16 protein-coding genes are annotated in these 25,511 nt (G+C 57.5%); 2 read left to right on the plus strand and 14 right to left on the minus strand.

The features are described 5' to 3' along the window. Genes OHL20_RS15905 through OHL20_RS15935 form a run of 7 tightly spaced genes read right to left on the minus strand, consistent with a single transcriptional unit; the run spans nt 1 to nt 9,695 of the window. Nucleotides 1–1,947, minus strand: coding sequence for a methyltransferase domain-containing protein (locus OHL20_RS15905; protein ID WP_263384158.1), 1,947 nt, complete (start codon nt 1,945–1,947; stop codon nt 1–3). Continuing rightward, nucleotides 1,944–3,413 (minus strand): B12-binding domain-containing radical SAM protein, encoded by a 1,470-nt coding sequence (locus tag OHL20_RS15910; protein ID WP_263384159.1) that lies wholly within the window; start codon nt 3,411–3,413, stop codon nt 1,944–1,946. The genes OHL20_RS15905 and OHL20_RS15910 overlap by 4 nt, the downstream gene beginning before the upstream one ends. Then, nucleotides 3,410–4,399, minus strand: a complete 990-nt coding sequence (locus OHL20_RS15915) for a class I SAM-dependent methyltransferase (RefSeq protein ID WP_263384160.1) — start codon at nt 4,397–4,399, stop codon at nt 3,410–3,412. The genes OHL20_RS15910 and OHL20_RS15915 overlap by 4 nt, the downstream gene beginning before the upstream one ends. Further along, nucleotides 4,396–5,220: a class I SAM-dependent DNA methyltransferase gene (locus OHL20_RS15920; protein ID WP_263384161.1), complete on the minus strand. Its 825-nt coding sequence runs from the start codon at nt 5,218–5,220 to the stop codon at nt 4,396–4,398. Before OHL20_RS15920 ends, OHL20_RS15915 begins: the two co-directional genes overlap by 4 nt. Next, the gene (locus OHL20_RS15925) at nt 5,217–6,626 is read right to left on the minus strand and encodes a B12-binding domain-containing radical SAM protein (protein ID WP_263384162.1); all 1,410 of its coding nucleotides are present in this window, start codon (nt 6,624–6,626) and stop codon (nt 5,217–5,219) included. Before OHL20_RS15925 ends, OHL20_RS15920 begins: the two co-directional genes overlap by 4 nt. After that, nucleotides 6,626–8,119 (minus strand): B12-binding domain-containing radical SAM protein, encoded by a 1,494-nt coding sequence (locus OHL20_RS15930; protein ID WP_263384163.1) that lies wholly within the window; start codon nt 8,117–8,119, stop codon nt 6,626–6,628. Before OHL20_RS15930 ends, OHL20_RS15925 begins: the two co-directional genes overlap by 1 nt. A 49-nt stretch (nt 8,120–8,168) precedes the next feature. Next, complete coding sequence (locus tag OHL20_RS15935) at nt 8,169–9,695, minus strand: B12-binding domain-containing radical SAM protein (protein WP_263384164.1); 1,527 nt, start codon at nt 9,693–9,695, stop codon at nt 8,169–8,171. Nucleotides 9,696–10,086: 391 nt separating this feature from the next. On the opposite strand from OHL20_RS15935, the gene OHL20_RS15940 reads away from it, so the two are divergent. Further along, nucleotides 10,087–12,102: a glycosyltransferase 87 family protein gene (locus tag OHL20_RS15940; protein WP_263384165.1), complete on the plus strand. Its 2,016-nt coding sequence runs from the start codon at nt 10,087–10,089 to the stop codon at nt 12,100–12,102. A 48-nt stretch (nt 12,103–12,150) separates the two neighbouring features. Here OHL20_RS15940 and OHL20_RS15945 read toward each other — a convergent pair whose 3' ends face one another. From OHL20_RS15945 to OHL20_RS15975, 7 genes are all read right to left on the minus strand, one after another. Continuing rightward, entirely contained in the window at nt 12,151–13,050 is a 900-nt protein-coding gene (locus tag OHL20_RS15945; RefSeq protein ID WP_263384166.1) for a sugar phosphate isomerase/epimerase family protein, read from the minus strand. A 1,080-nt stretch (nt 13,051–14,130) separates the two neighbouring features. After that, nucleotides 14,131–14,673 (minus strand): DUF4142 domain-containing protein, encoded by a 543-nt coding sequence (locus tag OHL20_RS15950; RefSeq protein WP_263384167.1) that lies wholly within the window; start codon nt 14,671–14,673, stop codon nt 14,131–14,133. A 100-nt stretch (nt 14,674–14,773) separates the two neighbouring features. Next, nucleotides 14,774–15,856, minus strand: coding sequence for a homoserine O-acetyltransferase MetX (metX, locus tag OHL20_RS15955; protein WP_263384168.1), 1,083 nt, complete (start codon nt 15,854–15,856; stop codon nt 14,774–14,776). Continuing rightward, a complete protein-coding gene (locus tag OHL20_RS15960) occupies nt 15,853–17,187 on the minus strand; it encodes a homocysteine synthase (protein WP_263384169.1) in 1,335 nt (444 codons plus the stop codon). The genes metX and OHL20_RS15960 overlap by 4 nt, the downstream gene beginning before the upstream one ends. 284 nt (nt 17,188–17,471) lie before the next feature. Beyond that, a complete protein-coding gene (locus OHL20_RS15965; protein WP_263384170.1) occupies nt 17,472–18,344 on the minus strand; it encodes a transglutaminase family protein in 873 nt (290 codons plus the stop codon). Between the two features lie 9 nt (nt 18,345–18,353). Next, the gene (locus tag OHL20_RS15970; protein ID WP_263384171.1) at nt 18,354–20,840 is read right to left on the minus strand and encodes a circularly permuted type 2 ATP-grasp protein; all 2,487 of its coding nucleotides are present in this window, start codon (nt 20,838–20,840) and stop codon (nt 18,354–18,356) included. Next, nucleotides 20,837–24,070 carry a transglutaminase family protein gene (locus OHL20_RS15975; protein ID WP_263384172.1) on the minus strand — a complete coding sequence of 1,078 codons (3,234 nt, stop codon included), beginning with the start codon at nt 24,068–24,070 and terminating at the stop codon, nt 20,837–20,839. The genes OHL20_RS15970 and OHL20_RS15975 overlap by 4 nt, the downstream gene beginning before the upstream one ends. A gap of 319 nt (nt 24,071–24,389) precedes the next feature. On the opposite strand from OHL20_RS15975, the gene OHL20_RS15980 reads away from it, so the two are divergent. After that, a complete protein-coding gene (locus tag OHL20_RS15980; protein WP_263384173.1) occupies nt 24,390–25,376 on the plus strand; it encodes a transglutaminase-like domain-containing protein in 987 nt (328 codons plus the stop codon). The last annotated feature ends 135 nt before the right edge of the window (nt 25,377–25,511 follow it).

Below are 25,511 nucleotides of genomic sequence, written 5' to 3' on the forward strand. Positions count from 1 at the left end.
TCAACTAAGTGGGAGATGATGCACCTCCTTGTTGCCCAGGCGGAGATTACCCTTGCCGAGAACCTGTTCGGCAGCTTCGAAGAGTGCGGGTAGGGGAGCGCGGACCCAGCGTTGATGGCCGCTTATTTCGAGGAGATGCAGGCCGACGCGGGATTCAGGCACCAGGCGTTTGTAGAGGGATGGTGAGGCAGCATGAACTCGACCGCCGAGGAGGACGAGTTCTACATCTGCAAGGGTGAGGTTGGCTATGGTCTGCGCTGGAGTTTGATGAGTATCGCGGACGGCTATGAGGTCAGCTCTCCCGCCGGGAAGGATGGTGCCTTCGCCCTTGTGGAGGTGCAGGATTGCGGATGGGTTCTCGGTGACGAGGTTGTAGAGGAGATTGGGGTCCAGGCGTTGGGACTGGAGATGGTGGATTTCGTCGAGCAGATCGCCGATGGCTGTGAGAGGTGAGTCGCTGCCTAACGCGGCGTGTTCGATCGAGGTGATGAGGGCGTTCGAAGGCGATTGGGCAAAGAGGAAGAGGTTTGAGGTGGGGCAGAGGACGAGCGAGACGCTGCGCTGGTTGAGGAGAGCTATGTCTGATTCGGTGAAGGCGAGACCGTGGACGAGAACGGTGTTCCGACTGAGTAGGTGGAGGCGATTAAGTTCGTCGAGTTCCTCGCGGCTTGGGTGACCGATGCCTTCTCCGGCATGGAGGATGAAGGGCCGGTCGGCTGGGGTGCTCTCGAAACGCGCGGTTACATTGCGTTCGAAGCTAAGGGAATGAGCCCAGCCGAAGTCAGTGAGGACGCGGACGAGGAAGTCGGGGTGTGTGAGTTCTGGATGGAATGGATTGTGGTGGCAGACGGTGGTGACGCCGCAGAGGAGGTTGCGGAGTGCGCCCCACCACAATCTGGTGGCGAGAGGGATTTGGCGGTGGAGATTGATGGTCGCGGCGTGTACGTTGTGAATCTCATTGGCCCACTCGGCGGAGTTGCTATAGGCGGGGGCGTTTGGAGAGCGGCCGAGGTTTGGGAAGAGGGCAAACTCCAGATGATCGTGCGCGTTGATGAGGCCGGGCAGGAGGACATAGCCGGCCAGGTCGAGCGTGTCGTCGTGGCGCGAGTTGGCTGGTGCGATCTGGTTGCCGTCAATGGTGAGTGGGTGGTGGTTCCAGGTGGTGGCGTTGACGCTCCAGCGTGCGTTGGTGATCTGCGTTCTTGAGGAGACAGGGACGTGTTCCCGAGATGTTGCAGGTGGGGCGCCCGGAACTGTGGGGCTGTAGAGCAGTTTGAGCAGGTAGATTGCGGGGGTGTTCGTGAGGCTTTCGTAGTCGGTTAGCTTGCCTGCCTGCTCGAAGGTGGGTCGTTCTGGAGGACCGAAGGCGGGTTCGGTGAGGGTGCTTAGTTCGAAGCTGTGATTTGTGAATGTGGCGATGATCTCCGTCAGCGTGCGGCAGTGTGCGGGGATGTTGATTGTGGTCTCGGCGGTGCGAAAGCTGCGGGTCCAGCCACGCTCGGCTGCAGTGGCGGGATGCATGTCTGAGAGGAGGATGTGGCCGCCGGGCCTGAGAGTGCGGGCGCACTCGCAGGCGAAGGCGGGTAGGTCGTCCACGTAGCTCAGGACGAAGGAGGCGAGGATGAGGTCGTAGGAGTTGGTGCTGCCGGGTAAGTTGGTAGCTTCGCTCTCGTGCAGAACGGTGGCTTGGCTTAGCTTTCTGCGGGCTTGCTCCAGCATGGTGGTAGAGCAGTCGGTGCCGGTGAGCGAATGGGGGGCGAGCGCTTCGAGGCGGACGAGCCAGCGGCCTGTGCCGCAGCCTACGTCGAGGATGTTGTTGTCTTTGATCGGGGGCAGGAGGCTGGGCGCGGTGCGCTCCTCGAGCATGAGCAGGGGGTTGGACTGGGTGTCGTAGACCTCGGCCCATTGATCGAAGATGCTGCCAGGAGCGGCAGGCCGCGTGCTCACAGGCTCTCTCGTTTGGGCTTGCGCAGGGCGATGAACTGATTGGCGAGATGAAGCTCGAAGGGGAAGCCGTAGACGCGAAAGGTATACCGCCAGGCGCTGAGGGCCTGGAGGAAGAGACGGGTCCACTTGGGGGCGCGGATATCCTGCACGGTTGGCCAGCGAGAGGCGACGACGGTCTCGAAGTTGTCGATGAGGTTCTTGGTCTTCTGCTTGAGCCAGGGAGCGTTGGTGTCGATCCGAAGGGTGTAGTTCATCCACTCCTTGGTGGCCCAGCCGGCGGGGGTGTCCGGAAAGGGAACCTCGATGTTGCCATACATCTCACCGCCTGCCTTGTGAGGCTGTGGGGTGGGGGTGTAGTGCTGGATGATGATCTCGGAGTCAGGGTTGATGCGCTTGATCTTGCGGATGAAGTTGAGGGTCTCGCGCGTGTCGCGTTCAGGATCGTTCGGGTTGCCGACGACGAAGGAGAACTCGGGGATAATGCCGAACTGGTAGGTGCGGCGGGCTATGTCAAGGGTCTGCTCGGTGGTGATGCCCTTCTGCATCTCTTCAAGGACCCAGTCGGAGCCGGACTCGGCACCGAAGAAGATCATGGTGCACCCGGCGCGTTTGATGGCGGCCCAGGTGTCGTCGGTGTAGCGGGACATGATGTCGACGCGAGCCTCACACCACCAGCGAAGGTTGAGGTGGGCCATGCGGTCGCAAAGGTCGCGGGCAAGATCTTCGCGAAGGAAGAAGTTCATGTCGTAGAACTGGACGGAGTCTGCACCGTACTGATCGACGAGGTGGGTGAGGATGGCCACGGTGCGTTCCGGTGACTCAAACTTTTCCTTGTTGCCATAGGCTGCGTGGACGCCGCAGAAGCTGCAGTTGAATGGACAACCGATGCTGGCATGGTGGACGGCGGTGCGCTTGCCGAAGAACGAGGGGCGCATGTACTTCTCGACGGGCAAACGATGGAAGGGTGACCAGGGAAACTCGTCGGGACCCTTCATGGGGCGCTCGCCGTTGTCGTGACGGAGGCCGAAGATGTCTTTGTAGAGGAGGCCTTTGACGGAGTCGAGGGAGCGATTGCCGCGAAGGGCATCCAGCAGTTCGAGGAGGGTGTCTTCACCCTGTCCACGGACGACGTAATCGACATAGCGGGCGTTGAGAGCGGCGTCTGGGTAGAGGGAGGGGAAGTACCCGCCCCAGCAGATGGTGACCTCAGGGTGCAGGCGGCGAACCTCGCGTGAGGTCTCCATGGCGGCTACCATCTGGGGGCCGGGCATGGCAGAGACGCCGAGGAGTTCGACGTGGTGTTCGCTGATGAGTTTGAGGATGCTTTCGGTGGCGCCATCTTCGAGATTGCCATCGACGATCTCGTACTCCTCTTTACCTTCAAGTGCTGCGGCGAGGGCGAGTACAGCGAGAGGAAGACGGCGGTTGCGCGGCTTGGTAGCGCGAGGATGGTAGAGGATGATCATGAGGTGACCTCTGCCATGTAGATACGGAACTGCGAGGGGGTGCGGCGATTGCGCAGCCGGGCGCGGACTGGGCGCAGTGCCCAGTTGAGACCGTAGTAGGGCTTATAGACTTGCCACGTTATTCCGAGAGTGGCTGCCATGTCTCGGAGGCGTTCCGGAGTGAGGAATTCGAGGCTTGGTCGTGAGTCGGAGGCGATGCCGTAGGTGGCGCGGAAGTGATTGTGCTTCTCTTCAACCATCTTTCGGCCACTCTCTTCGAGTTTGTACCAGGGGGTGTCGGCGATGACGACGGCACCGCCACGTCGTGTGCAGCGGAGAGCCTCGGCTAAGGTCTTGGTGTAGTTCTCAGCGTAGTGAAAGGAAGCGTTGAAGATGGCAAGATCGAATGTAGCGTCCGCGAAGGGAAGCTGGTTGAGGCTGGCCTGGACGCGGGGGAACATGGTGGCGAGGTTCGCGGCGTAGTGTGAGGCTGCGCCGAGGCCATCGTCATCGTTGGTGAGGAGGTCGACGGCGACGGGGACATGTCCGAGGAGCGAGAGACGGTAGCTCAACCAGCCGTTGCCTGCGCCGAGATCGAGGATGCGAAGAGGGCGGACCTGGTGGGATGCGAGACGTGTGAGGATGCAGCGTTCGATGTTGCGGAAGGTGCGGGCGCGGATCATCCACTGGCCGGGCATTCTGCCGGAGCGATCTTCGTAGGGCAGAGCGAGATAGTAAGCGGGGTCATCGCTGGCGCGGCCTTCGGCAGCACGGATGAACTCATAGTCGCGGATAAAGGGTTCGAATAGTTGGGACTGCTTGGGTGAGAGGGAGCGCCAGATACCTTTGTCGCAGAGAGTCTCGGCGTTACAGTGCGAGCAGGAGGTGGAGGTGGTTGCGTCGAGCGTCGTGAGAACGGAGGAGCAACGACAGCACAGAAGTACTGGTTGCCCGCTTAGCGATGTGGCTGGATTCGAAAGAGAAGGTATGAGTTGAAGTGTTGTCATGAAGACACCTTCTCGAAGGTGAGCAACCTATGGTCACCGGTGCTGCGCAAGATAGGGAGGGTCGACAGGGTAGCTTCGAGGCGACACAGGATGCTGAAGATTGTAGGGTGCCGACGAACCCACGGCTCGAGGTAGGACGGCGGGACGGCGACTCCTATGCCGATATGGGAGCTTAGGCGAAAGTTTGGCGCAAAGCTGCGGCGTAGCTGGCGGAGTGTGGGGTAATAGATCGTCAGGGATGCGCCGTCCAACGTGGCTTGAGCCTGTCCTCGGCACCGGCGAAGGCTTTTCCTGAGATTTCCGCGAGTGAGATAGTAGAGGATTTCGGTGAGGCAGAAGCGGGTAGAGAAGCAGAGGAGTAGCTTGTCGCCGGGCTTGATGAGGCTTGCAAGTGAGTTGGCGACGGCGTCCAGGTCGGCGCTGCAGTTGAGGCCGGAGAAGTTTGAGAAGATGCCGTCGAAGCGCGGGGCGGGATGGAGTTCGGCGATGCGCTCCGTGGGGAGATGGCAGAAGACGATTGGGAGTGCTGTGGGCTGATACTTCAGGCGGTGTTCAGCTCGCACGATCATCTGCTGCGAAGCGTCGCAGGCGAAGACGGAGATGTTGTTCTGTGCGAGGAACAAGGCGTCTTCGCCGGTGCCACAGTTCAGTTCGAGGATGTTGTTACCCGGGTGAAAGGTCTTACGGACAATCCTCCAAACCGCATGGCGCTGGGCTCGTCCGATAAGGGAGTTGGTGAAGTCGTTGTCATAGGTCGCGGCGAGGCGATCGAAGACGAGGCCGGCCAATGTGATGGGGTTAGTTGGATGGGTAGAACTCATGCTTCTACCTCGTTGTGAGTGGCGACGAGCGCCTGGCGAGAGGCTATGATCTGTGCGCTGAGTTCGTTGAGCAGGAGAGCGTCATCAGTGCCGCTTGCGCTAAGCTTGGCGCGCTGTACTTCATCGCGAAGGAGCTTGTCGGCGTGGGCATAGTAAGCGCGGGAGTGACGACCGGTGATCTTGATCTCACGGTCGGAGCTTTGTCCCCATGGTTTGAGTTGAACGAGCCTATCCTGTACCTGCTGGTAGTAGGGCGTGCCTTTGATGGGATACGAGACGGTTGTGAAGAAGACGTCCGGCCTGGATCTGCTGACGTGTTGAATGGTGGCCTCGATGTCTTCCATCTCTTCTCCCTCGTAGCCCCACATGAGGAACATGCCGCTCTGGATCTTACGGGAACGACTGCCTTCGATGGCGCGCTGGACCTGCTCGACCTTGACACCGCGATCCATGGAGTCAAGTAAGCGCTGCGAACCGCTTTCGGAGCCGATCCAGATGCGGAAGCAGCCTAGTTCGGCAAGGAGGTCGAGCATCTCGTCGTTGAGGCGGTCGGCGCGGGAGATGCACTCGAAGGGGATGCGGAGGTTGCGGCGGCGCATCTCGGCGGCGTACTGACGAATCCACTCGTGGTTGATGGTGAAGACGTCGTCGGAGACCCAGGCGATGTCAGGGGTGTACTCGTTGACGAGCCACTCGACCTCGTCGACGACCTTGACGGGATTGCGGCGGCGGTGAGTCTGGCCGTAGACCTGATGTGAGCACCAGCGACACTTGTAAGGGCAGCCGCGTGCGGTGATGAAGTTTACAGAGCCCTGCTGGTGATGGGTGCGCCAGGTATCCACGTAGCGCTGAAGGTCGATGGCGTGGCGGGCGGGCCAGGGTTGCGCGTCCAGATCTGCAATCTGGGATCGCGGTGGATTCTGGCGGAACTGGCGAACGTCATCGAGGTACGCTACACCGGAGATCTTCGATTTCCAGGCCGGATCGGTGCGGTCAGCGCGCTCGCGGAAGGCGGTGAGAAGCTCCTGCATGGTGGCTTCCCCCTCGCCAAAGACGACGAAGTCTGCGCCAGCCTCGAGGTATTCCTGTGCGTAGGCCCCGGGCTCGGGACCGCCGACGATGACGCGCCATCCGGCCTCGTGGGCTACCGACATGATTTCGACGGCGTTGCTGCGGGTCATGAGGTTGGCATAGATGCCGAGGACGGAGGGCGTCTCGGTGCGGAGGTGCTGGAAGAGTGCGTCACGGGTGGAGAATGTTGTGTCGAAGACTTCTACATCAAAGCCATTGTTGCGCAGATGGGAGCAGAGATAAAGGATGCCCAGAGGAGCGTAGGGCTTCATGATCTGGATCTCTTTAGGATCTTCGTAGAGGAAGTAGCCGTGCGTGAGGAGGAGGTCAGGCATCAGGCTCTCCTTGCTTCGACGATCACGTCTGCGAGCGGTACGAAGGCGCTGTGGGAGCCTGAATGGGATGCTTCATCCGGGACGACGAGGACGTTTGTGTTTCGGCTGATCGGCTCAAGCGCGTGGACCTGCGCCCAGAGCGATTTGCAGGCTGCCGTAATGGCTGAAGGATAACCTGCGGCTACTTCGGCGTGGAGTGCGTTGCGCAGTGCGTGGTAGAACTCGTCCTTGTAGGCGGCGGTGTGAATGGTGCAGAGATCGTCGCTGTTGGTCCAGTTGCGCTTGGTGCCGAGTTCCTTGCGGACGCGTTCGTAAAGAACGGTGCCGGGAAGTGGGTAGGAGAGAGAGACGCCTATATCGTCGGGGCGGGTGTCGCGGAGGAGTTGGATGGTCTCACAGATCTCTGCCCAGCCCTCGCCAGGGTAGCCAAATTGCAGGAAGTAGGCAGCGCGGATGCCAGCATCAGCGAGACGAAGACGCGCGGTGTGGACGGCTTCGAGGCTCAGGCCTTTGGTCATGGCGTTGAGGATTTTTTGAGAGCCGGATTCGACACCCATCCAGATCTCGGTGCAGCCAGCGCGCTTGAGGGCGGCGACGGTTGCGTCGGACATAAGGTCGGCTCGCGACTGAATTTTGAAAGGCAGTGGCTCCTCGCCGTAGGATTCAACTGCGACAGCGAAGGCTTCCACCCATCTGTGGTCGAGTGCGAATACATCGTCGCCGAACCAGACGTGTTCTACCCCCGAAGTGATCTTAAGGTCATGCATTTCTGCGGCTACGAGTTGCGCCGGACGCAGATGAAAGCTGTTGCCGGAGATGGGCTTGGCGCACCAGTTGCAGCCGTAGGGACAGCCTCGGCTGGAGACTACGTTGGTCGAGAAGAAGCCGTGCTTTGCGGTCCATGCGGCGCGATAGGGTTTGAGATCGATGAGATCGCGGGCGGCGACAGGGAGGGTGGCCCAGTTCTGATTCTTGGGTGCTGGAGAGGAGACGAGCAGGGTGCGATCCGGGTCTGAGTAGCGAACGAGGCCGGGGATGTTTTGTGGCTGCTGCATTTGAAGGAGCGACGTGCAGAGTTCGAGAAGTGTCTGCTCGGCTTCGCCGTTGAGTATGAAGCTGACACCATGATTGAGGTAGACCGCGGGATGGTCGGTCGCATCGGAGCCGTGAGCGATGACAGTCAGCCCAATTGCCTGCGAGATGCCGGCGAGCTTGCAGGCCAACTCGCGCATGTGAGTGAGACACATCTTCGTAACGAAATTGAAGTCGTCCTCGTAGATCACGACGAGCTTCGACTGATGCTGTTCGAGAGCTTGCGAAAAGCCGGAGAGAGGATCGGCGAACATGGGATCGAAGACGGCAACCGTAATGCCCGCGGCGCGCAGAGCGGTGGCGGCATATAGCGTTCCGAGAGGCGGATATGGCTGCATTTTTCGCCATTGCTTGGCATCGTGAGCGAGATGGTAGGAGTGGGTGAGAAGAACGTCTACCATTGGCTACCTGTCGAGCCAGCAGAGAGCCTGGCCGTCGTCGAGATGGTTGTCAGCATGCTGCCTCCGCTGGCGTGCGTGCGAGCCGTTTGGCGTCGATGCTGGGCTTGTTGGCTGCGGCTGATAGCTTCTTTATCTTGTTATTGAGCCAGATCTCGACGGGGTACTTATAGACGTCGTGATCGAGACGCCATCGGGCCGGGATGGAGATAGACTTTTGCGCAAGTCGCGTGATGGGGCTGCGTGTGTCGGCGGCTATCGGGATGCGGTCGAAGGCGATGCGCAGGTAATCGCGGGTGACCTGCAGGCGTTCATGCTCAGCTCCTTTGAGCCATGGAAGCGTAGTGTAGCGCGGGAAGTAGTCGGCCCAGCCTTCCAGGGTGGTGGGAACTTCAATGCCCATCTCTTCGGCACGCTTCATGATGGGGGAGCCGGGATAGGGGGTGAAGATGTTGGTCCAGAACTCAGCGCCGGGGAAGCGCCGGCAGACATCCATCATGAAGTTGATGGTCTCTCGACGTTCCGTTGGACCTTCGCCGGGAAACGCAAAGATGATGTTGAAGGAGGGGCGTATATCGGCGGAAAGACAACGTGCGGCGCTCTCGTAGATCTGATCGAAGTCCTGAAAGGTCTTGTTCATCAGTTGCAGGATCTTCGGAGAGCCTGAGTCGACGCCTTGGCAGATCTGGTGAAGACCGGCTCGGCGGAGAAGCTTGAGATCTTCGCGTGAGAGTCGCGCGACCATGTTGGTGGTGGCTTGAACGCTCCATTTGAACTGCGACTCTGCACGCACGAGACCTTCGGCGATACCTCGAACGCGATCAAGGTCGACCATGAAGTTGTCGTCGACAACCCAGAGCATCTCGAGACGGTAACGGCGCGTGAGGTCTACGGTCTCTTCAACGAATTGCTCGGGAGGGAGCGCGTTCCACTTGCGGCCGTAGACGCCTGCGTTAGTACAGTAGCCGCAGTTGAAAGGGCAGGCGAGCGAGGAGGTATACATCGCCCATCGCTTGCCGCAACCTCTCTCGTAGGCGTCAAAGTCGGCGATATGATAGGCCTTCGGAGGCATGTCGACGAGCGACTTGAGTGGCCGCTCCTGCGTCATGATGAGCTTGCCACCGCGCTTGAAGCCGATGCCGGGGATGAGATCGGGTGCGGAGTGGCTCTCGAGGTGCTGGACGAGTTCGAGCAGGGCATCCTCCCCCTGACCGCGAACTACGTAGTCGACACAATCTGCCTGAAGCGTTTGATCGGGCAGGAGAGAAGGATGCCATCCACCAAGGATGATGGGAAATTCAGGGTTCCATTCTTTGACGGCACGCGCTATTTCGACGGTCTCGCGAATCATGGGCCCGGTGACCAGCGAGATGCCGAGACAGACAGCGTCGCGGACTTCTTCAAGGACGCGCTGCTTATAGTTTGGCGTGATGGTGGAGTCGATGAGGACGATCTGATAGCCGTCCCGGATGAGCGGCGTGGCTACTGCGAGGATGCCGAGAGGTGCCGTCGCCTCAGAGCTTGCGAAAGAGGGAAAGAAGAAGACGACTTTTCTGGACGAACCAGTTCGTTTAGGCATGATGAGCGTCAGTAAGCTTTCTCTTCCTCAGTCTGCCTAGTGACGAGTGCAATTGTGTCAGGATGTTGTCACCACTTTGTCACTTCGCTGTTGTATCGCATGATGAAGCAAGCATCCATGCGGTGTGCCGAAGGAATGACAAAAGGCTGACGAGACGGTGACATGGCTGAGGTGCGATCTTTCTTATGCTCAGGAGCAGGCGTGTGCCTGAAGTCCCATTCTTGGAGAAGCATGTTGAATTTCTTCCGCGCTCGTTTCCGGGAACGCTCTAGTCCCGTAGATCAAAGTGACGCTAAGGCGCAGTTGGTTGCAGAGTGGTTGCTGCTCGTTGTGTTTTCCTGCTTCCTTTTTCTGCACACGATGCCACGCGCGTGGAAGATTTCTGCACACGATGCCACGCGCGTGGAAGACGCTCGATACGGATTTTCCGAACTACTATCTGACCTCCCGGCTCGCGCATGAGGGCGTCGACATGTCGCGAGCGTATGAGTGGCGTTGGCTCCAGCGGCAGAAGGATCACCGAGCGATTGATCAACGGGTAGTCGGCCTTGTGCCAATTACCCCTTTTTCTACATTGTTCTTATGGCCGCTGGACGGTTTGCAGCCACTTGCGGCAAAGCATATCTGGCTGCTGCTGCAGATGTTTGGATTGGTTGCGATTGCGGGTGTGCTTCGAGCGATCACAGGTCAGCCACTTCGTCGCATCGCGATGCTGATCGTGATCTGCTTTCCGATCTATCGCAACTTTCTCTATGGGCAGTTCTACATTCTGCTTCTTGGAATGATTGTGGGTGGGTGCTGGGCTTATCAGCGAGGACACTCGAAGTTGGCAGGAACTCTTGTCGCTTTAGCGACAGCGACTAAGGTCTTTCCGGTGATCTTTGTGTTGTATTTTATTCGAAAGCGGGACTGGCAGGCGCTGTGTGCGGCTATGCTAACCGGGGCTGCTGCGGCTCTGATCTCCGTCCACGTGTTTGGATGGCAGATGCATCTCGTCTACCTGCGGGAGGTGCTGCCGTGGACACTGCGCGGCGAAGCCCTGCCGCCGTACATGCTCGCGGGTTCGTCCATCTCGACGCTACTGCATCGGCTCTTCATCTATGAGCCGCAGTGGAATGCTCACCCGTGGTGTCCCGCGCCGGCGATGGTTGCTATTCTCCAACCGTTGTTGCAGGCTGTGATCCTCGCACCGGCGCTGCTACTCGTGCGGCGAGGTGTTCGAAGTCGCTTGCAGATCGCCATGGAATGGTCGGCAGTTCTGACTGCGAGCCTTGCGATATCGACGGTGCCGGCCTCTTATAATTTTGCGTTGCTGCTTCTACCGATCGCGGTCCTATGTTCCTATCTTTTGCCGCATCGGCGGCTTGCGGCGCTTGGCGTCGTGTTGCTGTATGTCGGTATCGGGTATCCGGGATGGAATGCTGCAAACGTCGATGGGTTGCGAGCTTTACTTCACGTTCCTAGGTTGTACCTTGTGCTTGCGTTTACTTTAGTTCTGTATCGAGCGTTGGGCCTGCGATTAAGGTGGAGACGCGGGGTAGCGCGGGAGGATCTGATCTGGTGTGGTGCTCTTGCGCTTGTCGTATCCAGCAGCATCGTTTCAGGCCTTCTCCGACAGGATGGTTTATACGACGACTATGCATATCGCATTCCAGCGGATGCAGGCGTGTTTCTGGCGGGTTCCCCGGTGGAGTGGAAGGGAGTCGTCTCAAGCGTATCGCTGGTTGCTGAGGGATATCACATCTGGCCGCACGCACCTGGATCAGCTTTGGACGAAGGAAACGCTCGGCTGGGATTCGATGATCTCGCGTTAACGAGCGATGGGACGACAGCGTGGACGGAGGAGGTTTCCACCAGATCACGCTTAGTCTCTTCCGATGTTGGTGGTCCTGGCTCGATTGAGGAGGCCGAGTCCCCGGTGCTTGCGGCTGATGGTCGCCATCTTGCATATCTGCGTGAAGAGGGCGGGGGCTACCGGCTTTTCACACGGGCGCTCATGTCGCCGGAGTTAGCTGAAGTCGCTACGACACCAAAGGAAATGGATGTCGATGGAGCTACGTTCCTTCCAGACGGATCATTGATTGTTTCGGCGTTCGCAAAGGAAAGGTCTTATCAGCTGTTTCATGTACGGATCGGAGCTGAGCCACAGCAATTGAAGCTTGGGAAGGCGCGCTATCCAGCGGTTTCACCGGACGGTCATTGGCTGGCATACAGCCATTTCGAAGCGGGCGTCTGGAACCTCTGGCTTATGGATCGGGGTACCGGATCAACGCGCCGCATCACACACGCAGCGTGCAATCAGACAGACGCTTCCTGGGAGCGAGACTCGAAGACCCTGTTGTATGCGAGCGATTGCGGACGCTCTCTCTGGTTCACAGCGATATGCAGACGGCGGGTCATTCCTTGACACCTGTAAGCCCGCCGTCTGCGCTAGTAAATCGCCCGGAATTAGATCTCAGACTTTAAGATTTTGTATGTAGTCTGCGTCGACTTTGAGCGATTGCATGTAGGGCATGTCAAATGCTTCCTGCTCCACAAACATATGCTTGATCTTCTGAGTCTTGGCGGCTTGCTGAAGGATCGGGCGGTAGTCGATGCTGCCGAGGCCCAGTTCGGTTACCGTTGGTTCCGGTGAGTCAGGGCCTGCTGTTGTGCCCGCGGGAACCTTGAAATCTTTTACGTGCAGCATGGAAAAGCGGTTGGGGTGATCGCGTAATACTTCTACCGGTTTGAATCCGCCGACAACAGTCCAGCCGCAGTCGAGTTCCAAGGTCACCTTTGCGGGATCGGTGATGCGGAGGATCTCCATGTAGGGAACAACACCGTCCACGGCAATGAACTCATGGAAGTGGTTATGGTAGCCGAAACGTATCCCTGCCGCGTTCGCCTTCTCGCCCATAATGTTGAACTGTTCAGCGTTGTAACGCCAATCATCCAGGGTGAGAGAACGACGGGTCGTATTGGGGCCTTCAGATGGAGTCTTCATGCCGGGACTGGAGCAGATGAGGAACTCGACGCCTAGCTCCTTGCTGTAGGCGAGGTGGTCGTCAAAGTGCTGGTGCAACTCGCCGAAGGGAACATGGGAGCTGACGCAGCGAAGGTTAGCTTTCTGCATCGCCAGCTTGACGTCCGCGGCGCTACGTTTGTTGAAGCCTGCGGCTTCGACTTCGCGATAACCGAGACTGCTGAGTTGGGCGAGCGTGCCTTCGTAATCCTGCGTCAACTGCTGACGGACTGAGTAGAGCTGGATGCCGAGTGGAAGGCCAAGAGGTTGAGCAACTGCGGGACGCCCTGCAATGGCTACATAGGCGGCTGTGGCTGTAGCACTGGAAAGAAAGCTTCTTCGCGAGATCATAAAACTCCTTTGACTAATAAGACCGTAGTGCAGGCTAAACATTCTTCTTGCGCATCTCTTCAGCAAGATGTTCTGAAGCTCGCATGGAGAGTGAAAGGATAGTCATGACCGGATTTCTGCCAGCCTGCGCTGGGAAAGTCCGCTCCATCGACAATGAAGACATTCAATCAGGCCCTCCAGGATTCCCATCTGGGTCGGGTCAAACAGGCGAAGGCTGGCCCAGGCGACAGCACTTCTTTCTTGTGCTGGGGTAATCTGCCTTTCGCCATTCAACCAGAGGGCCCAAGGGCCCCGAGGATGGGGTACCAGACCGGCTGCCTTACCGTCCGCCTGCGACACGAGCATCTTCGGTGCCGCTACTACTACAGCCGTCGCTCTAACAAGGTCACGTCGCCGCATAGGTTTCATTGTTGTTCTCGAGAGAACGATACTCCGCAGATACGTCCACAGTCCACTTCCTTGGAAGGTCTCCTTCGATGCACCATAGGCAAGGCGAATCAGTAAAATTGCTTCTGTCGAGGCGGAGTGGTTTGCTATCGCGACTAAGTTTCGCAGCCGAAGCTGATTGCCATACCAAAGCGAATGACTTAGAGCAGGGCGCCTAAGCAGCCAAATGCACAGCTGGTATTAAAGATCTGCGGAATCGGTGTGGACAAATGGAACTGCTTCGATGGATGAGGCAATGATGTTTCTAAACTTGGTTGTTCACCCAGTATGCGCAGCTATGGTTAACCAGCATAGGTCGAATGCAGTGGTGAAAGGAGCCCTTCGGTACATTGGCGAGATCAAGCACCTCCTTAACCCCATGGCGGTATACCCTGTGGCACGAGTTGTTTGAGGCCAACCTCGGGGATATGTTCACACGTAGTTGGGCCGGAAATCATACCTAACAGCAGATGGATCCGTTAGCAAAAAGGTTCTAAGTGACTAATAGGTCGCCGAGTTGGGGAGGTAGTCTGCTTCATCGTTACACATACACCGACTGTCTAATCGATGGCTTCGACCTATCATGAAAAAGCGACCGGCATCTAAGGCCGGTCGCTCATTTCGCCCCACGGAGTATTTATTTGATTCGATGCGTTACGCACCAGCCGGCATGGGCGGGGTTGGAATTCCTCCCATGTGAGCAATACCGTCGATCATCTCTGTATGCCTCTTAATCACGGTCTCACCCTTAGCAACGGCCGCCTTCAACTCTGGATCGGCTGTCTTGTTCATCTCATCCATGAACTTCTGGAGATCGTCATGATGGTCTTTTACCATGGCCTCAACATAGGCTCGATCAAAGTCAATACCTGACTTCATCTTGAGCTCTGTATATTTCGCATGATCCACTAGAGCTGGGCCGCTCGGCGCCTTGACCCCTAGTTTTTTTGCAAACGGCTTCATGCTGTCGATCAGCATCTCATGATCCTTAATCATCTTGCTTGCGAACTCTCGTACATTTTTGTCCTGGCTCTTTTGCAGCGCGAGCTTGGCATAATTGATTTCTGCAAGACTGTCCTGCGCCGAATCAGCAATAAATGTTTTGTCTGTCGACTTTGTATCTTGTGGCTCCGCTACGCAGTAAACACTTGCCGCTGCCAACGTAAAAGCTACGACGCCCGCCTTATACCTTTTCATGTATCTCTCCTAGAAATCTGCAATCAACCTCCTCTCTGAGCTTATGTTTGTCCGTAGAGTTGCCTGAGCCTAATCAAAGACGACGGTCTGGCGCTTGCGCTTATTGAAGCAGTGAAATCAGCAGGTCGGGTTCGGCAAGAAATGCGTCGTGTCCGTGATCAGATATCAACTCGCGATACGTACAGTTCACACTTGCATCCTGCATATCCTGTGCCATCGCTTGAATGTCAGCAGATGGAAACAACAAGTCGGAGGAAATGCCCACCAGGAGCACCTCCGCTCTTATCCTTCCCCAGGCTTCCGCGGGCGAATGGTACCCGCGTACGGGATCGAAGAGGTCCATGATACGGGTGATCATCAGATAGGTGTTGGCGTCAAAGCGTTCGTTAAATAACTTGCCCTGGTAGTCCAGAAATCCAGCCACATCGAATCGGCCCCCCAAAAAACCGCTCCATGGATCTTCGCCACTTCGATCAGCTTTACGGTTGAATCGTTCGCGAAAGAGAGCGCTGGATTTATAGCTGCACACCGCAAGGCCCCGTGCTAACGCCAGGCCCGTTAGCGGCGGAGTGACCTCGGTGTACCGTCCAGCCTCCCACAAGGGGTCAAGCATGATCGCCTGACGTTGAAGATGATTGAGTCCCAATCCCATGGGCCCGAGCGGGGCGACCCCGATGGCGACTACCTTCTTGACTCGCTCAGGAAAGAGGATTGCCCATTCCAATGTTTGCATGCCACCTATAGAAGCTCCGATAGCAAGCTTGAGGCAGTAAATGCCTAAAGCGTCCAGCAACAACGCCTGGGCCTGTACTGTGTCTCTGATCGTTACTAAGGGAAAATGAAGTCCATACCGCTCTCCGGTGTCAGCCTGAATCGATGCTGGTCCAGTCGAGCCGTAACACGAACCTAGGATGTTGATTCCGAGCACTAGATCCTGCTCTGCATCGATTAGCCCTTGCATCTCCCAAATTGCTGGCCACCATTCGGCCACTCGGGCAGACCCAGAAAGCGCGTGGCACACGAGAACTACGTTGTCTTTAGCCGGATTGACGTCGCCGTAAAGCACATAGCGCAAGCTGGCGTTTCGCAGTACCTCTCCTGATTCAAGGATAAACTCCGCGGGTAAGACGAAGTCTCCTTCAAAGCTAGCGATGCGTTTTCTTCGTTCGATGGCAGCGTTCATTGCGCTGCTAAAACTTCGTGTTGAATGGCCCTATGTCCGTTAGCACTTTCGATAGCCTGATCCAGATCAGCGATGATATCCCGCACATCCTCAATGCCCACGGAGAGACGAACAAGCTCTGCTCGTGTTCCTGTCGATTGTTGCTCTTCCTCTGTAAGTTGCTGGTGCGTTGTCGAAGCGGGATGAATGACAAGAGATTTTGCATCGCCAATATTCGCCAAGAGAGAAAATAATTTAAGTGAGTTAATCACCTTCTTACCTGCCTCGTACCCACCCCGGATACCAAAGGTGACGAGGCCACCCTGACCATCTGGCAGATACTTTTTTGCACGCTCATAGTAAGTGCTCGAGGGCAGCCCCGGATAGTTGACCCACTCAACACCCGGATGCTGCTCCAGAAACTTCGCCACGGCAAGAGCATTTTGTGAATGACGCTCAAGCCGGAGATGCAGCGTCTCCGCTCCCTGCAAAAGGAGAAACGAATTAAATGGTGACAAGGCTGCACCCATATCCCGCAAGCCCTGCGTCCTCGCCTTCAGGATGAATGCGAGCGGACCAAAGGCCTCTGCAAAGATCAGCCCATGATACGAAGGGTCGGGCTCGGTAAAGCTTGCAAATCGCCCGGATGCCGCCCAATCAAACTTGCCAGCGTCGACGATGATGCCTCCGATCGAGTTGCCGTGCCCGCCAATGTACTTCGTCGTCGACTCAACCACGATGTCTGCGCCCCATTCGATCGGCCTCGACAAAGCAGGTGATGCGCTTGTGTTGTCAATGATGAGCGGTAGGCCATGCTCATGAGCAATGGAAGCCAGGGTCTCGACGTCTGCGATGTCCAGCTTCGGATTGCCAAGTGTCTCCGTGTAAATCGCTCGCGTCTTATCGTTGATTGCAGAGCGTATTCCATCGAAATCGTCTGCATCTACAAAGCGCACATTTATGCCAAATTTTGGCAGCGTGTAGTGGAACAGATTATATGTGCCGCCGTAAAGGGAAGTGGTAGAGATGATCTCTTCGCCCGCGCTGGCAAGAGTCGTGATCGCCAGCATCTCCGCAGCCTGCCCGCTTGCCGTCGCCAGCGCGGCGGCGCCTCCTTCAAGCGCTGCAATTCGCTTCTCTAGAACATCCGTAGTCGGATTCATGATGCGCGTATAGATGTTCCCAAACTCCTGCAACCCAAACAGGCGGGCAGCATGGTCCGCATCCTGAAAGACATACGACGTGGTCTGGTAGATAGGAACCGCGCGCGCACCAGTAGTGGGATCTGGCACTTGGCCGCCATGAACTGCAATCGTTGCCAGGTGCTGCTTCGGTACTTCACTGCTCGACATAGAAATCTCCTAAGCTGCTGAATATAAGTAGATCGAATGCACTGAAAGGACTTCAGTGACATGCTGACTGCATCAAAGAAGTTTGCTGCCCCGCCAGCAGGAGTTACAGGCACACTATTCAGCAGCAATTGATCCATCGAATTCAACCGCGATGGGCCGGTGCCGATGACACAAGCCAGTATTTACAAATCAGTGTTGAGACGCAAGGGGCAAAACTCAATTTCTTCCATGTAGGTCGACTTTGGCCCGCTACAGGTTCCGTACTTGCAAGATCCTTTGTCAGCTTACGTTTCGATCGGCTCCATATCGACTTCGACATTCAATGTATGACTGCCGCCGCCCAGAATCAGGCCGCGTAGTGGGCTGACATCGCTGTAGTCTCGCCCCCATGCGAGAGTTACGTGCCCATCTGACGGTGCGACGTTGTTGGTCGGATCCATGTCGAGCCAACCAAGATCCTTACAATATGCGGAGACCCAGGCGTGTGACGCATCGGCGCCAATCAGTCTCGCTTTGCCAGGCGGAGGGTATGTCCGCAGGTAACCGCTCACGTAGCGTGCAGCAACGTTGATCGAGCGGAGGCAGGCGATCTGGACGTGGGCGAAGTCCTGGCAAACACCACGCCTCTTCTTGAAAACCTCCTCAGTTGTCGTTCGAACCGTCGTGACCTTAGAGTCAAAGCGGAAATCCCTGTGGATGCGGCTCGTCAAATCGAGCAGCGCCTCACGCATCGGGCGTCGAGGAGTAAACGATTGAAGTGCGTATGCTGCGAACTCGGGACGAATGCGAATGCGCGGTGATTCGAACTGGAACTGATAGGCGTCCAGGCCTTCGAGGGTGTGATCTTGAGCGAGCGCCACCGCGGAATCTTCCCAGGGGAGCGATTCTCGTTCAGCCGCGGCTATGTCTGTAATGACTTCGCTTTCCGCCTGCACAATCAGTTCTTTATGTAGCTCCTGCACTGTAAAGAAGCAGAGGATATTGCCAAAGTAGTCGACACGCTCAGTCAGGGTGACAGGGGTCGGATGGATGACGAGAGAATTTTCGATCAGGCGATTGTGCGGAAAGGAACGTGGCTTCAGGCACGCAACATGGTTTCCTACTGAGACCGGGTAAACATACTTGTATGTGGTGCGATGGGTAATTTTGTAGACCATGATCCCCGTCTATGAACCCATCGTGATGGGCAGGGTACGTGCGTGGCTGAAGTAGCGGCTCGATAGGTTATTCGACCACGCAGGCAGCGTTGCTTCCAATTCTGCGAGGTAGCGATCAAGTTGCGCAAGGCCGCTTACGCGCCGCTTACCGGGAGCAGCGAGGCGCATGGCTTGCAGGTCGATATTTCGCAGAGCTTGAAGCGCATCCTGCAGCGTCTTCAGATCATCCGGCACGTGTCGAGGAAGCTTCTCGTAGAGTTCGGCCAGGTGATCCAATTGGAAGTCCAAAGACCTTGGATTGGTTTCGTCTGACATTAAGACATCGAGCACGGCGAGTGGCTGTATGGTCGTGTAGTACCGCGTTCGGTAGGTCACTGAACTGTCGGCAACCTCAAGCAGGTGTTCGAGAAATGACCAGTTTTCAAGTGCGAGCGGTTTTGTGATCACACGCAATTGTCGAGTGAGATAGATGGCACGTTCGAGGCGGCGGCCAAGACTCATAAACAACCAACCTGAACCTCGGTTGACGTTCTCGCGCTCCATACCGGAGAAGGCAGAGAGTCGCTCCAGGCATGCCGTTAGCATGACCGAGTAGTCGGGCAGTCGGTTGCCCGGCTTGCTCTCCATAGCATTCCGAAGCTGGCCGATCAGGAGCATCATGTCCGCCGACAGACGTTCGCGCACGTTGCCACCGATGCGTGCAACTTCTTCTAGTGTGCAGGGCAAACTATCCGAACGGTTTGTATCGGTCAACAGCGAGATCAACTCTTTCTCAAGTGTTGGATAGGTAGTCGCTGTTCGCTTCGTTTTCGGGAGTTTACTCTTCCGCGTGCCCAGACAACCGTGCAGAAGAAGCAGGCTGCCAAGCTCTGCTTCTTCCTCGCGTCCGACACGCGGCAGCATCGACCGCAGGATACGTGCGATGTTCTCTGCTCGCTCGACATAGCGGCCCAGCCAGAACGTGTTATCGGCGACGCTGCTGGGAACGACGCGAGAGACCCGGCGCAGTTCAAGGGGCTCGTCACGTGGCGGCAGCATGCTGAAGGTGTCTACCGGCTGATCCCAAAGAACCCAGGCATCCTTGCTATGACCACCGCGCTGCATAGAAACGACTGAGCCGTTCGCTTCGGCAACACGGACGAGTCCGCCAGGGATCACTTGCCAACCGTCTGCTGTATTGAGGACGTACGTGCGAAGAACCATGCTGCGAGAGCTGAGGTTACTGTCTTCCCATACGGGAGCCGTCGAAAGGGCGACCTGCTCCTGTGCGACATACTCATGAGGAAAGGCCCGAAGGCGCTCAATAAATTCGGCACGTTTGTTCTGAGGCAGCTCAGACCCAAAGACGGGCTCGATGCCGCGGGATGGGAACGCTGGTTTAACCACTACTGATTCCAAATGGTCAAGAACCCAGGCAAGCGCTTGGGGCTGACCGCACCACCAGGTCGCCACCGATGGCAGCTTTAATTCTTCGCCGAGGAGGTGCCGCGATAGCCCGGGAAGAAACGGCATGATGGCTGCTGACTCGATCAGACCGCTGCCGAGCGCATTCGCAACCTTGACATTGCCAGCAACGATCGCGTCGACCAAACCAGGGACACCGAGGAGTGAGTCGCTGCGCAGTTCGAGCGGATCACAGAAACCATCATCGACGCGGCGCAGGATGACATCGACCTGCTCCAGGCCTCCCACCGTCTTGAGGTAAACGCGCCGGTCGCGCACCATCATGTCGGCACCCTCGACGAGGGTGAAGCCGAGATACTTGGCAAGGTAAGCATGTTCGAAATATGTCTCGTTATGAGGACCAGGGGTCAGAAGAACAATGCGCGGGTCTTCACGCTGACCCATACTGATCAACGCATCGCGCTGTGCACGGAAGAAGGGAGCGAGGCGGAGCACGTTCGAGTTGCGGAAGAGTTCGGGGAGCAGATCGGAGACGATGGTGCGGTTCTCAAGCGCATAGCCGCTGCCGGAAGGTGCCTGCGTACGATCGGCAAGGACCCACCACTGGCCGTCTGGGGAGCGCGCGAGATCGACGGCGAGCATGTGCAGATGGCTATGCGGAGGTACCTTAACTCCGACCATAGGGCGAAGAAACGCAGGATTGCCGTAGAGGAGCGCCGCGGGAAAGTGGCCGTCTTTGAGGAGTTCTTGCGATCCATAGAGATCTTCAAGCATGAGGCTCAGCAAGCGGGCGCGTTGTTTGACGCCTGCCTCGATAAAGCGCCACTCCTCGGCTGAGATGAGAAGGGGAACGAAGTCAGTGCGCCAGGGGCGGTTCGCGCCAAGTGGATCGCTGTAAATGTTGTAGGTGATGCCGTTCTCGCGAATGCGGCGTTCGGCCAGAGTCCATCGGCGACCCAGCTCCTCTGCGCCGAGGTCGCGGAGGGATTCCATTAAGTGGACCCAGTGTGGCCGAGGGTTCAATCCGTCAGCGGACGATTCCTCATAGGTTGCACCATAACGAAGGTGGGACTGGTAGAGGTCGCCGATCATGGCACAACCCTTCTCAGCTCTGTGGAAGCCTTGCCATCCGGCGTCGGCCATCGCATGTCCAGGGTCATGGGGAAGATGGGGTTGTCCTCTAAAGCGGGTGCGGTCATCGGTTCAGTCGACGGATCGGAAGCTTGGAATCGTTGCAGTCGGCGTTCTCGCGCCTCATTTGCGTCCGCTGGTCTAGTTTGATGCGCGGTCCCGTCTGGCGGTCCAGCATAGTACGTGCAATGACCGATCGAGCGATCCGTTGAGGTGTCGATCAGGTCGAAGACTAAAGGAGTATGGACAGGGATTGATGGATGCAGCGCGGCGGAGAGCTTGCGCGCGCGATAGCGTATTCCGGCTACAGCTTCACCTGGTTCGCCGGTTGGATGGAGCGGCACCCGGCGGCCGTTGCAGGTCACAACGTAGCGGGAGTCAGAGGTCAAGCCGGTCACCTTGACCTGCATTCGCTCGAGCGATGAATCGACGCTGCGTCCGGTGCGGCCCGAGTTGGTCTCCTCGGCAAGAACGTTCCAGGGTTCAAGAGCTTGACGAAGTTCAAGTTCGACGCCGTTGGCGGTAATAGAACCGATCTTGGGAAAGCGGAATTCCAGGTGCGCAGCGAACCACGAATCTTCAAACGCCAAACCAGCGACGCGTAATGCCCTGAGTACCTCGGCAAAATCGTCCTTGACGAAGTGGGGCAGCATGAATCGATCGTGGAGGGTCGTACCCCAGCGAACCAAAGGAGCTGTGAACGGCTGTTTCCAGAACATCAGGACCAGCGCGCGGATAAGCAGCATCTCGACCAGACCCATGCGGTAATGGGGTGCCATCTCGAAGGCGCGAAGCTCAAGCAGACCAAGCCGTAAACCCTGACCTTCAGGTGGATAGAGCTTGTCGATGCAGAACTCCGCACGATGGGTGTTGCCGGTGACGTCGACGAGGAGGTTCCGGAAGAGTCCATCAAGAATATACGGGGGACATTCGCCCAGAGGCAGATGACTGAAGGCTACTTCAAGCTCATACAAAGCGTCGGCGCGGGCTTCGTCCACGCGAGGGTACTGACTCGTCGGGCCAACGTACATGCCTGAAAAGAGATACGAGAGTGAAGGATGATTTTGCCAGAACGTGACCATGCTGCGAAGCAGATCCGGGCGCCGCAAGAGGGGGCTATCTGGTACGGTCGCTGCGCCCAGAACAATATGGCTGCCGCCACCAGTCGCGAGGTGACTACCGTCGTAGGCGAACTTCCCGGCGATCAAGCGATTGCCGAGGGCCTCTTCCGAAAGGATGGCGTTGAGTTCTTCAAGCTCGTCCCAATCGCTGGTAGGCGGCAGGTTTACCTCCAGAACGCCAGGGTCGGGGGTAAGGCTGAACGCGCGGAGGCAAGGGTCAGAGGGTGGTGTATAGCCTTCCACCCAGACCGCCCTGCTCAGGTATTGGCAGGTGTCTTCGATCGCCGCGACGAGGTCGAGATAGTCAGGAAGTCCCGGAACATAGGGGAGGAAGATGCAGAGGTGTCCATCGCGAGCCTGGACGCAAAGGGACGGGCGAATCAACTCGGTCGCGGTCTCTGAGGTGCTGGAGAGCGGCGGCAGCAGATCAGGCTGAGGCTCAACCCTGAAGAGGTCCCTGCGCCGTGCTGGATGAGCAGGAATCTTGACACGGTCGCTTGGAACATCGCCATCCATCTCGTACTCGTAAACGAGTTCGTCCGGCGCAACGAACGGCATTGCTTCGACCGGGATACGGTAGCCAATGGGCGAATCGCCGTAGGAGAGTACAAGCCGAGTAGGGCGCTCAAACCAAAGCTGGCTCGACCATGCCAGCCCACTCGCAGGCTGGCGGCGGCGGAGCGGAAGGATGTACCCGGCTGGCTCCGACGGGTCTCCCGCGCCGGTATCCGGATCAAATCCGGGAAGGATGTTTTCGCCACTGACCTGCAAGCGATGCGCGAGGGCCTGCATGAAGGCGAGGCTGTCGGCAATGCCGAAGCTATACTCCTGTTCCTCCGTGGCGATAAGGTCGCCGTCCTCCCAGACAGGAACGCCGTCCATGCGGGAGATACAGTGAAAGGCCCATCGAGGAAGCTGCTCGCCGGGGTACCACTTCCCCTGTCCAAAGTGAAGGAGAGCGCCGGGAGCGGTTCGCTCTCGAAGGCGGCGGATCAGGGTGAGGCCGCGCGTGCGCTTGATCGGACCGAGCGCTTCGATGTTCCACTGCATGCTCTCGGTGTCATCGATCCCGACGTAGGTGGGTTCGCCACCCATCGTGAGGCGTACATCTTCTGCCTGAAGTTCACGGTCGATGCCGTGGGCGACCTCCCGCACACGGGTCCAGGCCTCATCGCTGAAGGGCTTGGTCAGGCTGGGCACCTCATTCAACCGGCGCACCGACATCGCGTAGCTGAACTCCACGCGGGCGTTTTCGACTGTACCGGCGATCGGGGCTGCCTGTGAAGCTTCAAGGGTGCAGGCAAGAGGGATATGACCCTCCGCAGCCATCAGGCCCGATGTTGGGTCCATGCCGATCCAGCCTGCGCCGGGTAGAAAGACCTCTACCCAGGCGTGCAGATCTGCCGAATCGATCCTGGGTCCGTCCGGGCTACCCTCTTCGGCAGCCATTTGAATCAGATAACCCGAAGCAAAGCGCGCAGCGATACCCAAGTGACGGAAGATCTGAACGATCAGCCAGGCGGAGTCGCGACAGGAGCCTAGCTTGTCTGCAAGTGTCTGTTCGCAAGTCTGGATGCCATCTTCGAAGCGGGTAACGTATTTGATCTCGTTGCTGATGCGCTGGTTAAGGCCGAGGAGAAAGGCGATTGTGCCTTGCTTCTGTCTCGAAACGCTTGCAACGAAAGCTCTCAGAAGCGGCCCGGCAAGTTCAGGAGAGTAGTAGGGTGCCAGGTTCCTGGCCAGATCGGCAGGATACGTGAAGGGATATGTTTCAAAACCTGGTTCAAGAAAGAAGTCGAAGGGATTGTAGGGAGCCAGATCCGCGACGAGGTCTACTTCCACCACAAACTCGTTGGTTTTACCTGGGAAGATAATGCGCGCCAGATGATTGGCTACTGGATCGAACTGCCAGTTAAGGATACGGTCATCGGGGGTTACTGCGAGGGAGTAGCTAAGGATAGGGGTTCGACAGTGCGGCGCAGGACGCAGTTGGATGACCTGAGGCCCGAGTGATACAGCCATGTCGTACTGATACTGGCTTCTATGGTGCAGCGCAACCTGATTACCCATTGATCTCTGATCCTAATACGACTCGTTGGCAGCGTTGGCGTCTCTTTGCGAGGACTGCATCCCCGTAAGGCATGCAGTCTGACCTGCGATGGCCCGGAGAGCAGTTGCAATCAATGTTGGGACTTGACGATACTCTGATCTTAGCGTTCAAAACGGCCATTCGTCACTCGATAGCGTGACAAGCTTGAGCAGCGTCTGGTGAATTCGTAATTGAAGCTGTCAAATCGGATGCAAGCCTCTCGGGGGCCTTCCCGCACCGGTACGCTAAACTGAGCTTCTTACGCGAATACTTGAGCGAATTCAAAGTCTATGGAGTTTCATGCGTATCTTGTCTGAGTTCGATATCCAATTCAACCTTCCCGGTCCGATCGCTATGGTCGCTTTGCTGCACCTGCATCCATCGCTGCAGCCGCAGATCCTCTCCGGCAACGATCTTCTTGTGGAGCACCTTACCACCCCGGCACCCGATGCCTCGCCGACCACGAACCACCCAAAGACCATCGTTGCCTCGACGGAATACATCGATACCTTTGGCAACCGGTGCGCTCGATTTCTCGCGCCCGCAGGTCACCTGCGCCTGTCCGGCACAAGTATTGTCGAAGCTGATTCTCATCCCGACCAGCTCTTTGAGTCTGCCGAGCAGGCGCCGATCGAGCTCCTTCCCTCCGAGGCCCTGCAATTCCTGCTGCCCAGCCGTTACTGCCAGGTAGACCAGTTCGGCGCAATTGCCCAGGATCTCTTCGGCTCCTACAAGCCTGGCTGGGAACGTGCCGTAGCGATTCGCGACTGGGTTCACGACAAGGTAACGTTCAATTACAACGCTGCACGTCCGACCAAGACGGCCATGGATGTCTTCACGGAACGCATTGGGGTCTGCCGCGACTTCCAGCACCTCGCCGTTACGCTGTCACGATGCCTGAACATTCCCTCCCGCTATGTCACCGGCTACATTGGAGACATCCGCAGGCCCTACAGCGGCCTTGGAGATTTCAGCGCCTGGTACCAGGTCTTTCTAAACGGCCAGTGGATCAATCTCGACGCTCGCCACAACTACCCACGGTTGGGTCGTCTTTTGATGGCTGTCGGGCGCGATGCCGCTGACGTTGCCATTACCACCAGCTTTGGCGCGGCATACCTCACCAATTTTTACGTTGAATCAAACGAGATTGATGCCGACGGAAACAAGATTCCTCCATCGCAAAACTTCGCGTACAACATGACCCCACCGACCTTGCACGATTCAAACACGCCTACACAGACCAACAGCCAGGCCAGCCCAACCCAGACACAGTCCGCGGTATCGTAATCAAAGCACAAGGCCTTCGTCCCTCCTGAGGGAAAGCCTTGTGCCGTATGTCGCAATATCTCGCTAAATAACTCTGAAACCGCCAGCGGAACGCTCGCCGCCTCAGGTGTATACCTTGTGCATGCCGCCCTTGCG

Origin of the sequence: Granulicella arctica, from assembly GCF_025685605.1 — a bacterium.
In the GTDB taxonomy this organism is placed as follows: domain Bacteria; phylum Acidobacteriota; class Terriglobia; order Terriglobales; family Acidobacteriaceae; genus Edaphobacter; species Edaphobacter arcticus.